Source organism: Azospirillum lipoferum 4B (genome assembly GCF_000283655.1).
GTDB lineage: Bacteria > Pseudomonadota > Alphaproteobacteria > Azospirillales > Azospirillaceae > Azospirillum > Azospirillum lipoferum_C.
The window spans coordinates 222027-235236 of sequence record NC_016588.1; the positions used below are offsets into that span (position 1 = coordinate 222027).

Here is a 13210-nt window from a genome sequence, read left to right on the forward strand (position 1 = left end):
CCGCCCCCGCCGATGCCGCCCCCATGGATGCCGTCAACGAGGTGCAGGCGTATCTGGCCCGCCAGAACGGCAAGGACCTGCTGCGCTTCATCACCTGCGGCTCGGTGGACGACGGCAAGTCGACGCTGATCGGCCGGCTGCTCTACGATTGCAAATGCCTGTTCGAGGACCAGCTCGCCAGCCTGGAGGCTGACTCCGGCCGCTTCGGCACCACCGGGGCCGGCCAGCTCGACCTCGCCCTGCTGGTCGACGGGCTGGCGGCGGAGCGCGAGCAGGGCATCACCATCGACGTCGCCTACCGCTTCTTCACCACCGACCGCCGCAAGTTCATCGTCGCCGACACGCCGGGCCACGAGCAGTACACCCGCAACATGGTCACCGGCGCCTCCACCGCCGACGCCGCGGTGCTGCTGGTCGACGCGCGCAAGGGCGTGCTGACCCAGACCCGGCGCCACAGCACCATCGTCTCGCTCTTGGGCGTGCGCCATGTCGTGCTGGCGGTCAACAAGATGGACGCCGTCGGCTGGGATCCGACCGGCTGGAGCAGGAGCTGCACCGGCTCGGCCACCGCACCATGATCCTGGACGGCGACAATGTCCGCCACGGCTTGAACAAGGATCTCGGCTTCACCGACGAGGACCGGGTGGAGAACATCCGCCGCGTCGCCGAGGTGTCGAAGCTGATGGTGGAGGCCGGGCTGATCGTGCTGGTCAGCTTCATCTCCCCCTTCCGCGAGGAGCGCCGCATGGCGCGGTCCCTGGTGGAGGAGGGCGAGTTCGTGGAGATCTTCATGGACACCCCGCTGGAGGTCTGCGAGGCCCGCGACCCCAAGGGGCTGTACAAGAAGGCGCGTGCCGGCCAGCTCCCCCACTTCACCGGCATCGACAGCGCCTATGAGCCGCCGGAAGCGCCGGAGATCACGCTGAAGGGCGGCGAACACGGCACCGACGAGATGGTCGCCCAGGTGATCGGGGAGCTGCGGCGCCGGGGGGTGATTTGATCGGTGCCCCCGCTCCGGCCCACCCGGCGATGAAGATGCTCATGATGTCGCAAACACGAAGCCTGCTGTTGCCTCTTTCCTCCCGTTTCGCGATGATTTCGCGCGAGTTCATGCAATCGGAGAGGGCGGATGTATTACGCGGAGGCGCTGGAGCCTATGGTCGGCTTCCTGCGCAGCATCGGCATCGGCGTCGAGTATGGCGAAGGGGCGAAGGGGGGCTTCCTGCCCGGCGTCAATATCCATGCCGGGGTGATCCATGTCGATCCCGACACGCTGGTCGGGTCGGGCGACGTGCTGCACGAGGCCGGGCACATCGCCGTTGTGCCGCGGGCGTACTGGCCGCGGCTGAACAGGGATCTCCAGGGCGACGCCCGGGCGCAGGTCGCGGCGGCCGAGCAGGCCGGCGATCCCGCCGCCGTCCATCTGCGGCGTGCGGCGGAAAGCGGGGAGTTGATGGCACAGGCCTGGTCCTATGCCGCAGCGTTGCATCTCGGCTATTCGCCGGCCTGCGTGTTCTTCCCCGGCTCCTATTATCACGAGCCTTATGAGGGGGACCATCCCACCCATGTCTGGCTGGAAAGCGGCACCCATTTCGGCCCGGTGATGCTGGCCCAGGCCGGGATCACCGGCTTTTCCGGGATCGTCGGCGCCGCCTGGAACAACGGCCTGCCCCCCTTCCCGCAGATGAGCCGCTGGACCGTGGACTGACGCCGGCGGGGCGCAGCAGGTGGGAGGGATGGACGGCGACGAAGCCGTCCCACCCCTCCGATTCCGGCCCCCTCAGCTCTCCGCAAGCGCCTTGCGCAGCTTCCGCAGCACGCCGTCCCAATCGCCCGGCGCCTCCTGCCGGAACAGCCGGACCGACGGATACCAGACCGTGTCGTCGCACCCCTGCATCCAGCGCCAGTCGGCGGCATGGGGAAGCAGCGCCCAGGCCGGACATCCCAGCCCGCCGGCGAGATGGACGGTCGAGTTGTCCACCGACACCACCAGATCCATGGCGGCGATCAGCGCCGCCAGCCCGTCGATGTCGGCCCAGGCATCCAGCCCCGGATCGGCGATGCCGGCGGCGGCGGCCTCCGCCGCGACGTCGCCATATTGCAGGCTGACCAGCTTGACATCCGCACCGTCCAGCGCGCCGGCCAGCCGGTCGGGCGGGATGGAGCGCAGATGCCCGACCGAGGCGTTCTTGCTGCTCCAGGAAAGCCCGACCAGCCGATGTCCATGGCCGTTCCCGATCCGCCGCCGCAGCTCCGCCACCCGCCCGGGATCGGCCTTCAGGAAGGGAGGCTGGCGGCCGGCGAAATCCCCGATCCGCCGGCGCATCAGGCGCGGCAGGCTGCCGGCCGGGATTTGCGCGACCACATCCGGCGCGGTCAGCCGGCTGCTCAACAACGGTTCCGTCCGCGCGACCACGGTGACGTTCGGCAGGCCGCGGGCGAACAGCGGGGCCAGCCGCGCGTCGCAGTCCAGCACCACCCGCAAGCCATCCCGGACCAGCTGCGGGATCAGGCTGGCGAACATCACCTCGTCACCCAGCCCCTGTTCGCCCCACACCAGCAGGGCGCCATCGCCCTGCCCGCCATCGGCCAAGGGCTTCCCGTCCCAAAGCGGCTGGGGAAAGCCGACCTGCGGGAAGCGGCCGGAGGATGCCGCCCAACCCTGCTCATACTCGTCCCACCCCTCCGCCAGCCGGCCGAGCGTCAGCAGGGCGATGGAGCGGTTGAAGCGGGCCTGGGTATTGGTGGTGGGATCGGTGGCGGGATCGATGCCGGCCGCCTGTTCGTAGGCGCCCGCCGCCTCCCCGGCACGCCCCTGCGCCATCAGGACGGAGCCCAGCGTGTTCCAGCCGGCGGCAAAGCCGGGGGCCGCGGCGACCGCGGCCCGCGCGTCCTCCTCCGCCGCTTCCAGCCTGTCCAGCCTCAGCCAGCTGTCGGCGCGGTTGTTCAGCAGCACAGGATTCCCCGGCAGCAGGGCCAGCCCGCGGCCATAGCCGGTCACCGACTGCGCAAGGGCCTCTGCCCGCCGTTTCCCCCCCTTCAGCCGGTTGGCAAGCTCATTCCACAGGATGGGGTCGCCGGGGGCGAGCGCCAGGTCGATACGCGCGGCCGCCACGGCCCGCCCGAGCCCCTGTTCCGTGGCGGCCAGCCGCAGCAGAGCCCCGGGATGGGCCGGCTCCAGCACCAGCACCGTGCGGAAGCCGTTCCGCGCCCGCGCGGCCTGCCCCAGTTCCTGGAGCAGCCCCGCCAGTTGGAAGCGCGTCTCCGCCTCCTCCGGCCGCAGGGCGGCGGCATGGGCGTAATGGCGGGCGGCCCGGTCGGGCCGGTTCAGCGCGGCCTGGACCCGCGCCAGATTGACATGGAAATCGGCGATGTCGGGAGCGACGGCGATGGCCTGCCCGATCCGGCCTGCGGCTTCCTCCGGCCGTCCGGTCAGCGCCGCCAGGATGCCCCACAGGTGAAGCGCATGGGGATGGCCGGGGGATGCCCGGAGGATACGACGATACAGGATGTCGGCTTTGTCGAAGCGGCCGGCCTCCTGATGATCCAACGCCGCGGTCAGCGCTTCCTGCAATGTTGCCATGGCCACTCTTATAGGGTGGGGGAAATCGCCGGTCCAGGCCCCGCTCCAGGCCCGGCCCCTTCGCTGCGCAAATTGTGGGGGTGCCGTCTTGACAGGAAAGCGGCACGGGGCCACGTGCTCAACACCTGGATCCGGGCCCCTCTGGCGACTTAGACGTGGTCGCGATGTCGGATCTCTTCACCTGCTCTTGCGCCGACGGGCGTGACCGCACTTGGAGGGACTGATGTCCTCACCCCTTGGACCATTCTTTAGAGACCGCCCCCGGTTTCCGGCCCTTTCCGCCCCCGCCCCAGCCCTCGGCGCTTCCCCGATGCGCGCCGCCCCTCAGGCGCGCCGTCCGCGCCCGGCGCCGCTTCGGGCTGTCGGCGCCGGCAGCGGAACCTTTCTGTCAACCTCTTCATGAAGACGAGCATCGCCATGGACCACACCGAACGCCAGATCATCGACGACTTGTTCGCCAAGCTGCATCAGGCCGAGGCGCAATCCGGCCCGCGCGATCCCGAGGCCGAGGCGCTGATCCGCGAACGGATCGCCCGCCAGCCGGCCGCCCCCTACCTGATGGCGCAGGCCATCGTGATGATGGAGCAGGCGCTCGCCGCCTCCCAGGGCCGCAACGAGGAGCTGGAGCGCCAGCTGCGCGAGCGTCCCGCTCCCGCAGCCGCCCCGGCCCAGTCCGGCGGTGGCGGGCTGTTCGGCAGCCTGTTCGGCGGCGCCAGCCGCCCCGCCCCGCAGCCCTCTTATCCGGCGGCTGCCCCGGCTGCCGCCGCCATGCCGGCCGGTTCCCCCTGGGGCCGTCCGCCGGCTGCTCCCGGCACTTCCTCCTATGGCGACCCGCGCGTCGCCGGCTATGCCCAGCAGCCGCGGGCCGGCGGCGGCTTCATGGCCGGCGCCATGCAGACGGCGGCCGGTGTCGCCGGCGGCATGCTGATCGGCAGCGCGCTGTCCAGCATGTTCTCCGGCGGCGAGGCGGTGGCGGCTGAGGCCGCGACCGCCGCCACCGACGCGGCCACCGCCGCCACCGACCATGTCGAACAGACGGTCGAGGACAGCGGCTGGGGCGATTTCGGCGGCGAAGAGGAACTCTAAGGTCCCGCACCGGTTCGCGGGAGGGGCCGCGGGAGGGAGACGACCCGCCCTTCTCCCGCGGCCCAAATTTCTTCAGGCGTCCGCTCTCTTCAGGCCTTCACGATGCGGTCGGCGAAACCCTCGATGCCCTCCACGGTCTGCATCGCGTTGCGGGTGTCGACCACCAGCGGGCAATGGGCGGCGAGGCTTCGATAGTCGACGCCGTCATGGTCGGTGACGATCACCGCCGCGTCGAACCCCGCCAGCGTCTCCGGCTCCCAGGCGATGGAGGTCCGGCCGGCGAGCGCCGCATGCTCGCGGGTGACCGGCAGCACCGGGATGAAGGGGTCGTGGTACTCGACCGCCGCCCCGCGCTCCAGCAGCATCTCCATCAGCCGCAGGCCCGGCGATTCCCGGCTGTCGTCGACGTTCTTCTTGTAGGCCATGCCGACCAGCAGGATGCGCGACCGGCTGAGCCCGATGCCGGCACGGCGGTCGAGCGCCAGGGCCAAGCGGTCCACCACATGGCGCGGCATCATCGTGTTGACCTCTCCCGCCAGCTCGATGAAGCGGGTGGAGATCTGGTACTCGCGCGCCTTCCAGGTCAGATAGAAGGGGTCGATCGGGATGCAGTGGCCGCCCAGCCCGGGGCCGGGATAGAAGGGCATGAAGCCGAAGGGCTTGGTCTTCGCCGCCTCGATCACCTCCCAGATGTCGATGCCCATCGGCTCGAAGACGATCTTCAGCTCGTTCACCAGGGCGATGTTGACCGAGCGGAAGATGTTCTCGGTCAGCTTGGTCGCCTCCGCCGCCCGCGTGCCGGAGACGGGGACCACCTGCGGCACCACCTGTTCGTAGAGCGCCACCGCCAGCCGCCGCGCGCCCTCGTCGTCGCCGCCGACCACCTTGGGGATGGTGCTGGTGGTGAAGCTGATGTTGCCGGGGTCCTCGCGCTCCGGCGAATAGGCCAGGAAGAAGTCGCGCCCGCTGGCCAGCCCGGTCTCCTCCAGGATCGGCCGCATCACCTCGTCGGTGGTGCCGGGCCAGGTGGTCGATTCCAGCACCACCAGCTGGCCCGGCCGCAGCCGGTCGCGGATCAGGCGGGTGGAGGCCTCGACGAAGCTCAGATCCGGCTCGCGCTGCGGCGACAGCGGGGTGGGGACGCAGACGATCACGGCGTCGCAGGCGGCGAATTCGTCGGCGTCGGTCGTCGCCCGGAAGCGCCCGGTCGCCACCGCCTCGGCGATGCGCCCGTCGGCGATCTGCCGGATGTAGGAGCGCCCGCCGTTCAGCGCCGCCGCCTTGGCCGGGTCGATGTCGAAGCCGGTGACCGCGAAGCCGGCCCCGGTCAGCGCCAGGGCCAGCGGCAGCCCGACATAGCCGAGCCCGATCACCGCCACCCGCGCGCTACGGCCGCGATAGGCGCTTTCCAGGGACCGGATGTCGGGTGCCTGGAGATCGGGTGCGGTGTCCGCTGTGTTCATCGTGCCGTTCCGTTCGAAAGGACTGTGCCGCCCGGACGGGCATCCCGCCGGCGGCAGTCGAATGTGTGACGGCCGGCACGGCTTTGCGCAACCCTCCGTTCCTTATGGTGTCACGGTGCTTCGGTGCGGCGGATGGCTGCCGGTCCTGCGCAATCTTTGTTATGGTTGAGCGTTGCTGAAGGGAGCGGTCATGGCGACGGTCGGGCAGGAAAGGGGCAAGCAGGAGAGTCGGGCTTCCGCAGCGGAGGTGCCGAACGAGCTTCTTCGTCCGGTCGTGGACTATTTCCAGCCGCGCAAGGTGATCCTGTTCGGTTCGCAAGCCCGTGGCGATGCAGGGGATGACAGCGACTACGACCTCTTCATCGTCGTCGATGACGATACGCCGCCGGAGCGGCTGTCCTGGCGAGGCAAGCACGAGGCGCGCAAGACCTACCACCGCGCGGTCGACATCGTCGCGTGCCGGGAATCGGTGTTCGAGCGCAGGCGGGGCGTGGTCGGTTCCTTGTCCCATACCGCCGATCAGGAAGGTGTCGTCGTCTATGAACGGCACTGACCGCAAGGCTGTCCTGGAGGCGGCGGGGCGTTGGTGGATCGTCGCTGCCGAGGATTTGCGTGTGGTTCGGGCCTGCCTTTCCATCGAGCCGCCGTCCCTGGGGAACGCCGCCTATCATTGTCAGCAGGCGGCGGAAAAACCATGAAGGGCTTGTTGATCGCTGCGGGCGCCGGTTTTCGCAGAATCCATGACCTTGACGAGTTGGCGGATGCCGTGGCGCCGTTGCATCCGATGCTGAGCGCCGATCTCGATCGGTGCCGACCGTTCACCGCCTGGGCCACGGACTATCGCTATCCGCCGGAGGATGAATATCCCCCGCCGTCCAGGGAGGAGATTCTTGAGGCGTTGGATATCCTCCAACGTCTGCACGCAGCGGCCACGGCAGGCTGATCCCTGCGATGTCGCCCCCGCCGCACTCCCCGCCCCTCCTGCCCCAGCAGATCGCCCCGATGGACGACCGCCAGTCGGCGCTGACCGCCCGCCATCTGGGCGGCGATCCGGAGGGGCTGTACGGCTACTTCATGGCGCTCCGCGAGGAGAGCGACCGGGCGCTCGCCGGCCTGCCGCCGGCGGGCGGCAAGCCCTATCCCTATGGCCGCTGCGAGGAGATCACCCGCGACCTCTTCGCCCGCCTCCTCCAGCGTCTGGCCCAGCCGGCCGGCCCGGTGGAGCGCGCGCTGCGCGCCTTCGCCGAGGAGGGCGGCGTGCTGCAGAGCGTCTGGGGCGTCCTGCGCGAGCAATATTTCCAGAACGCGCTGCAGATCGGCGCGCTCTATGTCGACGTGTCGAACGACACGGTGGTGGTCACCAAGCCGAAGGTGGAGATCCTGCCCGTCGGGTCCTCCGGCCTGGTGCCGGTGCGCGACCTCGACCATTTCCGGCAGACGGCGGAGCGCTATTGGGGGGCGACGCTCTACGCCAACCATCTGGCGCCGACCCTGGCGCCCCTGCTGCCGATCCTGTCGGTCAGCCCCGGCCGGCTGGCTCCCGGCCTGCAATCGGCCTGCGACTACATGATCGCCCTGATGTGCCGCGACCGCTTCCAGGATGCCGAACGCTGGCTGGAGACCGCCCCCGCCCCGCCCGCGGAACTCGCCGCCGCCTGTCTCGCCGCCATCCCCGCCGACCTGCGCCCGCTGACCGGCCAGCCCCGTCTGGAGGCGGTCGCCGCCTGCCGCCGCGCGCGGGAAGCCGCCTGCTGGGCCGACCCCGACTGGCGCACCGCCCGCGTGCTCGACTATCTGCGGCTGATGCGTGGGGTGGGGAGTTAAGCCGCCTTGCCCGGATGCGGCAGCGGCTGGATGGCGTCCAGCGCATCGCCGATCTCCGCCCGCGCGACCTTGGTCTCGAAGATGCTCTGCAGGTTGGTCCAATAGCGGGCGTCGGTTCCGAAGGCCTTGCCCAGCCTCAGCGCCATCGGGGCGGTGATCCGGCGCTCGCCGTTCATGATCTCCGTCACCGCGTTGGGAGGCACGCCGATATGCTCGGCGAACCGCCGGGCGCTCAGGCCCAGCGCCTCCAACTCGTCACGCAGGAACTCGCCGGGATGAATGGGCGGCAGATTGTCGGTGGCGGGATGGCTCATGGTGACCTCAGTGGTAATCGGCGATCACGACGTCGTAGGGCTCTCCTGGAACGGTCAGGAGGTCGGCGTCTGCCTGCGCGCCCCCAATCACCGCCCAGCGGAAACAGACTCGCCACTGGTCGTTGATGCGGATGCTGTACTGGCCCTTCCGTTCCCCGCCCAGCGCTTCGAAGCGATTGGACGGAGGGTACCGGAGATCCATCAGCCGGGTGGCCGCCTGGAGCTTGGTCAATGCCTTGGCGGCTTGGCGCTCGAAGGACTGGAACTCCTTCACCCGCTTGCCGGCCAGGAAATCGGCAGTCCGTCTGTCCGCGCAGTTTCTTATCGGCATCCGCGTCCTCTCGCGGATCATTATGTGTTATGTAACGGGTAACAGTCAAGTCCGCCTCCCCTCACAGCCTGTCCGTCCCGAAGCTGTCGGAGCTGACGGTGCCGCCCGTCCGGCCATCCGCCGCGATGGACCGGTGGTGACGAAACCATGGGGCCGCTCGCGCGTTCCCCGGAGGCCCCTTAGCCAGAAGGAGGGGGTGTGCGGAACAGCTTGAAAAAACCTCTCCCCACCCCCATCTCGGAACATGGCCGACACCGCATTCGCGGTGCGCTTCCCTGCCCCCTCCGGTTCATCGAGGGGAGCTTTCCTCGGGGAACGCCGGTCTTTTGGGGGCATGCCCGTTCCGGGGCCGGTCCCGCTTATCGGAGCCTTGCCGGGCGGTGTCCGCCGCGAAGGCTCCCGTTTCAAGACGCCACACTCACGAAAGAGCCGGCCGGCCCCCGAGTCCATCGGTTCGCCCATCCGGCCTGGAGGATTTTCATGACGACCCCGATCCTGTCGACCGCTTCCCATTCCACCGGCCATTTCGCCGCCCGGCCCGCGCTTGCGCCGGCCCATCTGGCCGCCACCCGCCGTTCCACCCACTCCTCTGCCGGCCAATTCGCCGCAGCTGACGGCAAAAAGTCGGATTTCCGCTCCAATCCGGAGCCGTCCGGCTTGACCCGGGGCGAACTGCGGCAGATTGTGCTCGACATCCTGGGCTGAGTCTCTCGGCCCGGGCTCGTCCCTTTCTACCCCTCCACAGCCACAGGAGATCACCATAGCCAAGCTCTACGACGCGGACCCCGTCCGCGAAGGCCCGCGCCTCAACCGTGAAATCACCGCCCGTATGGTCCGCCTCGTCGGCGCCGACGGCGAGATGGTCGGCGTGGTGCCGCTCCGCCAAGCGCTGGAAGCCGCCGCGGATGCCGACCTCGACCTCGTCGAAGTGGCGCCCCAGGCGGATCCGCCCGTCTGCAAGATCCTCGATTACGGCAAGTTCCGCTTCGAGGAGCAGAAGAAGGCCAACGAGGCGCGGAAGAAGCAGAAGATCATCGAGCTGAAGGAAATCAAACTTCGGCCGAACATCGACGATCACGACTACGACGTGAAGATGCGCTCCGCCATCCGCTTCATCGAGGAAGGCGACAAGGTCAAGATGACCATGCGCTTCCGCGGTCGCGAGATGGCGCACCAGGATCTCGGTCTGAACGTGCTCGTCCGCGTGCGCGACCAGCTCCAGGACATCGCCAAGGTCGAGCAGATGCCCCGGGTCGAAGGCCGCATGATGGTCATGGTGCTGGCCCCGCGCTGAGCGCGGGTCCGGCCCTTGCCAAAGGGACCATGCGGGGCGGTCCGCCGCCCCGCCCTTTTCCCCGCCTCTTTTCCCCCCGCCCTATTCCCGTTGCCGGCCCCTTTTTCGACCGGCCCCGGTCCCGGCGATTGAAAATCCGCTCTCACATCTCCCGCAGGCTCTTTTTGGAATATTTCGCGTGATGTGACGGAATAATACCTGACTATTCTCATTGGGTTATTGACCCTGCCGGCATCGACCGCGGATCATCGGTGGCGTTGTTTCCTCTCCCCCCGTGTTCCGGAAAGTCGTTGTTATGAAGGTTGAACACGCTGCGTCCGCCTGGGAGCCCATCTCCGGTGAACGGCGGTTCCAGCTGCTGGTCGACAGCGTCGGCGATTACGCGATCTACCTGCTCGACCCGAACGGGATCGTCAGCAGCTGGAATTCCGGAGCCGCAAGTTTCAAGGGCTACAGCGCCGACGAGATCATCGGCCGGCATTTCTCCACCTTCTACATGGACGAGGACCGCGCCGCCGGGCTGCCGCAGCGGGCGCTCGCCACCGCCTTGACCGAGGGCCGCTTCGAGGCGGAGGGCTGGCGCGTGCGCAAGGACGGCACCCGCTTCTGGGCCAGCGTGGTGATCCGCGCCGTCCGCGACGAGACCGGCACGCTGCTGGGCTTCGCCAAGGTCACCCGCGACCTCACCGAACGCCGCAAGGCCCAGCAGGCGCTGGACGAGGCGCGCGAGGCCCTGGCCCAGGCGCAGAAGATGGAGGCGGTCGGCCAGCTGACCGGCGGCGTCGCCCACGACTTCAACAACCTGCTGCAGGCGATCAGCAGCAGCCTGGAGCTGATCGAACAGCGGCTGGAGGCCGGGCGCACCGACATCGCCCCCTTCGCCGCCACCGCGCGCGCCGCGGTGGATCGCGCCTCCACCCTGACCCGGCGCCTGCTGGCCTTTGCCCGGCGCCAGCCGCTGAAGCCGGAGCGCGCCGACCTGAATGCGCTGGTGGCGGGGCTGTGGGATCTGCTGGGCCGCTCGGTCGGCGAGACGATCCGGCTGGAGCGCCGGCTGGCGGAGCCGCTGTGGCCGGTCCATGCCGACGTGAACCAGATCGAAAGCGCCCTGCTGAACCTGGTCATCAACGCCCGCGACGCCATGCCCGACGCCATGTCCGACGGCGGAACCGTGACGGTGGAGACCGCCAACGCCAGCTTCACCGCCGCCGACCTCGTCAACGATCCCGGGGTGGCGCCCGGCGACTATGTGACGATGACCGTGCGCGACAGCGGGACCGGCATGCCGCCGGACGTGCTGGCCCGCGTCTTCGAGCCCTTCTTCACCACCAAGCCGATCGGCCAGGGCACCGGCCTGGGGCTGAGCCAGCTCTACGGCTTCGCCCGCCAGTCCGACGGCTTTGTCCGCATCGACAGCGCGGTCGGCCGGGGCACGGCGGTGCATCTGTGCCTGCCGCGCGATCATGCCGCCCCCGCTCCTGCTCCCGCTCCCACCCCCGACAACGCAACCGGACCGGCCGAAATCCCCGCCCCGCCGCCGGGGCGGGCCGGGGCCGGCCGCGGCACCGTGCTGGTGGTGGAGGACGAGGCGCTGGTCCGCATGCTGCTGGTGGAGGTGCTGCAGGGCGACGGCTACACCACGCTGGAGGCCGCCGACGGCACCGGGGCGCTCGCCCGGCTGACCGAAGCCGAAGCGGTCGACCTTCTGGTGACCGATGTCGGGCTGCCCGGCCTGAACGGCCGCCAGCTGGCGGAGATGGCGCAGGCGCACGCCCCGGATTTGAAGGTGCTGTTCCTGACCGGCTACGCCTTCCAGGCATTGGACGACCGGCCCGGCGACGGCGCCCACGGGCTGGGCCGCAACAGGCGGGTGCTGGTCAAGCCGGTTGCGGTCGACGCCTTCCGTGCCATGGTAGGCTCCATGCTGTCCGGCCGGTGACGCCCGCCGCAGGACGCCCTCTTCGCCCGCCCTCTCTGCCCGCCCTCTTCGCCCCATGGGGGAAACCACAAAGCCGACAGCGCCCGTGCCGCAGCGGGGCTGCGCCAACCGCCGGACCTGAGACGATGCCCCTGCTCGCCCGTGCTTCGACGCTGCTGCTCTCCCTGACCGCCTTTGCGGCCCTGCTGGCCGCGATCCTGCTGGCTTCGCAGCCGGCCTGGGCCAAGGGCAGCCGCAAGGCGGGCTGGTCGCCGGTGGCGGCGGAGATCCTGATGGAGGCGGGCAGCGGCAAGGTCCTGCGGGCGCGCAACGCCGACACCCTGACCTATCCGGCGTCGCTGACCAAGATGATGACGCTGATGCTGACCTTCGAGGCGTTGGACCGCGGCACGCTGCGGCCGGACCAGCGGCTGGTGGTGTCGAAGCATGCGGCCTCGATGCCGCCCTCGCGGCTGTGGCTGGCGCCCGGCAGCACCATCACGGTGGAGCAGGCGATCCTGGCCCTGGTCACCCGCTCGGCCAACGACGCCGCGGTGGTGCTGGCGGAGGCGCTGGGCGGCAGCGAGCCGGCCTTCGCCGGCAAGATGACGGCGCGTGCCCGCGCGCTCGGCATGCGGCGCACGGTGTTCCGCAACGCGTCGGGCCTGCCCGACCGGCTGCAGCGGACGACGGCGCGCGACATGGCGATCCTGTCCCGCGCGCTGATCCGCCGCCATGCCGGCCACTACGCCTATTTCCAGCGCCGCAGCTTCGACTGGCAGGGCACGACGGTCTATGGCCACAACCGCCTGATGGCGCGCTATCCCGGCATGGACGGCATCAAGACCGGCTACATCGCCGCGTCCGGCTTCAACCTCGCCGCCTCGGCCGTGCGGGACGGCCGCCGCCTGATCGCCGTGGTGATGGGCGGCCACAGCGCCGCCACCCGCGACGACCGCGTCGCCGACCTGCTCGACATCGGCTTCAAGCGCCCGACCAGCCCGGCCAGGCCGGCGCCCGCCACCCCGGATCTGGTCATCACCCGAAAGAGCTCGTCGGCCGCCGAACGCAGCACGGCGGTGAGCGTCGCCGTGCCCTCCGCCAAACCTTCCACCGGGTCCGCTGGCGGGTCCGCCGCCGGCTCCTGGTCCATCCAGGTCGGCGCCTTCGCCAGCCGTGCCGCCGCGGCGCGCAGCGCCGGCGTCACCGCCAGGCGCCTGGGGGCGCTCGCCGCCGGCGCCAGCCCCGAGATCGTCCGTTCCGGCGGCCTCTACAAGGCCCGGCTGACCGGCTTTCCCGCCGCGAATGCCGACGCCGCCTGCGCCACCCTGAAGGCCGCCGGCCATGGCTGCTTCGCGGTGCAGGGGCGCTGACCGGGACTCCCCGTCGCCTGCGCC

Annotated in this window: 14 protein-coding genes and 1 pseudogene; 11 read left to right on the forward strand and 4 right to left on the reverse strand. The window is 70.0% G+C overall.

What is annotated here, in order from left to right; genetic code table 11:
* Nucleotides 1-23 precede the first annotated feature (23 nt).
* Both cysC and AZOLI_RS29980 read left to right on the forward strand, forming a co-directional pair.
* Nucleotides 24-1000, forward strand: a pseudogene (cysC, locus tag AZOLI_RS32110) (adenylyl-sulfate kinase).
* Between the two features lie 129 nt (nt 1001-1129).
* Nucleotides 1130-1708: a hypothetical protein gene (locus AZOLI_RS29980; protein WP_014190032.1), complete on the forward strand. Its 579-nt coding sequence runs from the start codon at nt 1130-1132 to the stop codon at nt 1706-1708.
* A 72-nt stretch (nt 1709-1780) separates the two neighbouring features.
* Here AZOLI_RS29980 and AZOLI_RS29985 read toward each other — a convergent pair whose 3' ends face one another.
* Nucleotides 1781-3583 carry a tetratricopeptide repeat protein gene (locus AZOLI_RS29985; RefSeq protein WP_014190033.1) on the reverse strand — a complete coding sequence of 601 codons (1803 nt, stop codon included), beginning with the start codon at nt 3581-3583 and terminating at the stop codon, nt 1781-1783.
* A gap of 399 nt (nt 3584-3982) precedes the next feature.
* On the opposite strand from AZOLI_RS29985, the gene AZOLI_RS29990 reads away from it, so the two are divergent.
* On the forward strand, nt 3983-4669 hold the full coding sequence (locus tag AZOLI_RS29990; RefSeq protein ID WP_244442702.1) for a DUF2076 domain-containing protein: 687 nt from the start codon (nt 3983-3985) through the stop codon (nt 4667-4669).
* Nucleotides 4670-4758: 89 nt separating this feature from the next.
* Here AZOLI_RS29990 and AZOLI_RS29995 read toward each other — a convergent pair whose 3' ends face one another.
* A complete protein-coding gene (locus tag AZOLI_RS29995) occupies nt 4759-6132 on the reverse strand; it encodes a nucleotide sugar dehydrogenase (protein WP_014190035.1) in 1374 nt (457 codons plus the stop codon).
* A gap of 190 nt (nt 6133-6322) precedes the next feature.
* Between AZOLI_RS29995 and AZOLI_RS30000 the strand changes: the two genes are divergently transcribed.
* Genes AZOLI_RS30000 through AZOLI_RS30010 form a run of 4 tightly spaced genes read left to right on the forward strand, consistent with a single transcriptional unit; the run spans nt 6323 to nt 7956 of the window.
* A complete protein-coding gene (locus AZOLI_RS30000; protein ID WP_014190036.1) occupies nt 6323-6685 on the forward strand; it encodes a nucleotidyltransferase family protein in 363 nt (120 codons plus the stop codon).
* Nucleotides 6672-6830, forward strand: a complete 159-nt coding sequence (locus tag AZOLI_RS32825; protein WP_162488549.1) for a hypothetical protein — start codon at nt 6672-6674, stop codon at nt 6828-6830. Before AZOLI_RS30000 ends, AZOLI_RS32825 begins: the two co-directional genes overlap by 14 nt.
* Nucleotides 6827-7075, forward strand: a complete 249-nt coding sequence (locus tag AZOLI_RS30005) for a HEPN domain-containing protein (RefSeq protein WP_044553760.1) — start codon at nt 6827-6829, stop codon at nt 7073-7075. Before AZOLI_RS32825 ends, AZOLI_RS30005 begins: the two co-directional genes overlap by 4 nt.
* 8 nt (nt 7076-7083) lie before the next feature.
* Nucleotides 7084-7956, forward strand: coding sequence for a hypothetical protein (locus tag AZOLI_RS30010; protein WP_014190038.1), 873 nt, complete (start codon nt 7084-7086; stop codon nt 7954-7956).
* Here the strand turns inward: AZOLI_RS30010 and AZOLI_RS30015 are convergent.
* Nucleotides 7953-8270, reverse strand: coding sequence for a HigA family addiction module antitoxin (locus AZOLI_RS30015; RefSeq protein WP_014190039.1), 318 nt, complete (start codon nt 8268-8270; stop codon nt 7953-7955). The two genes, AZOLI_RS30010 and AZOLI_RS30015, sit on opposite strands and share 4 nt — an antisense overlap.
* Nucleotides 8271-8277: 7 nt before the next feature.
* Complete coding sequence (locus tag AZOLI_RS30020) at nt 8278-8601, reverse strand: type II toxin-antitoxin system RelE/ParE family toxin (protein ID WP_044553855.1); 324 nt, start codon at nt 8599-8601, stop codon at nt 8278-8280.
* Nucleotides 8602-9081: 480 nt separating this feature from the next.
* Between AZOLI_RS30020 and AZOLI_RS30025 the strand changes: the two genes are divergently transcribed.
* From AZOLI_RS30025 to AZOLI_RS30040, 4 genes are all read left to right on the forward strand, one after another.
* Entirely contained in the window at nt 9082-9306 is a 225-nt protein-coding gene (locus AZOLI_RS30025; RefSeq protein WP_014190041.1) for a hypothetical protein, read from the forward strand.
* A 124-nt stretch (nt 9307-9430) separates the two neighbouring features.
* Nucleotides 9431-9895: a translation initiation factor IF-3 gene (gene infC, locus AZOLI_RS30030; protein WP_014190042.1), complete on the forward strand. Its 465-nt coding sequence runs from the start codon at nt 9431-9433 to the stop codon at nt 9893-9895.
* 295 nt (nt 9896-10190) lie between these two features.
* Nucleotides 10191-11834 (forward strand): PAS domain-containing sensor histidine kinase, encoded by a 1644-nt coding sequence (locus tag AZOLI_RS30035; protein ID WP_014190043.1) that lies wholly within the window; start codon nt 10191-10193, stop codon nt 11832-11834.
* A gap of 125 nt (nt 11835-11959) precedes the next feature.
* Nucleotides 11960-13186, forward strand: coding sequence for a D-alanyl-D-alanine carboxypeptidase family protein (locus tag AZOLI_RS30040; protein WP_014190044.1), 1227 nt, complete (start codon nt 11960-11962; stop codon nt 13184-13186).
* Nucleotides 13187-13210: the final 24 nt, after the last annotated feature.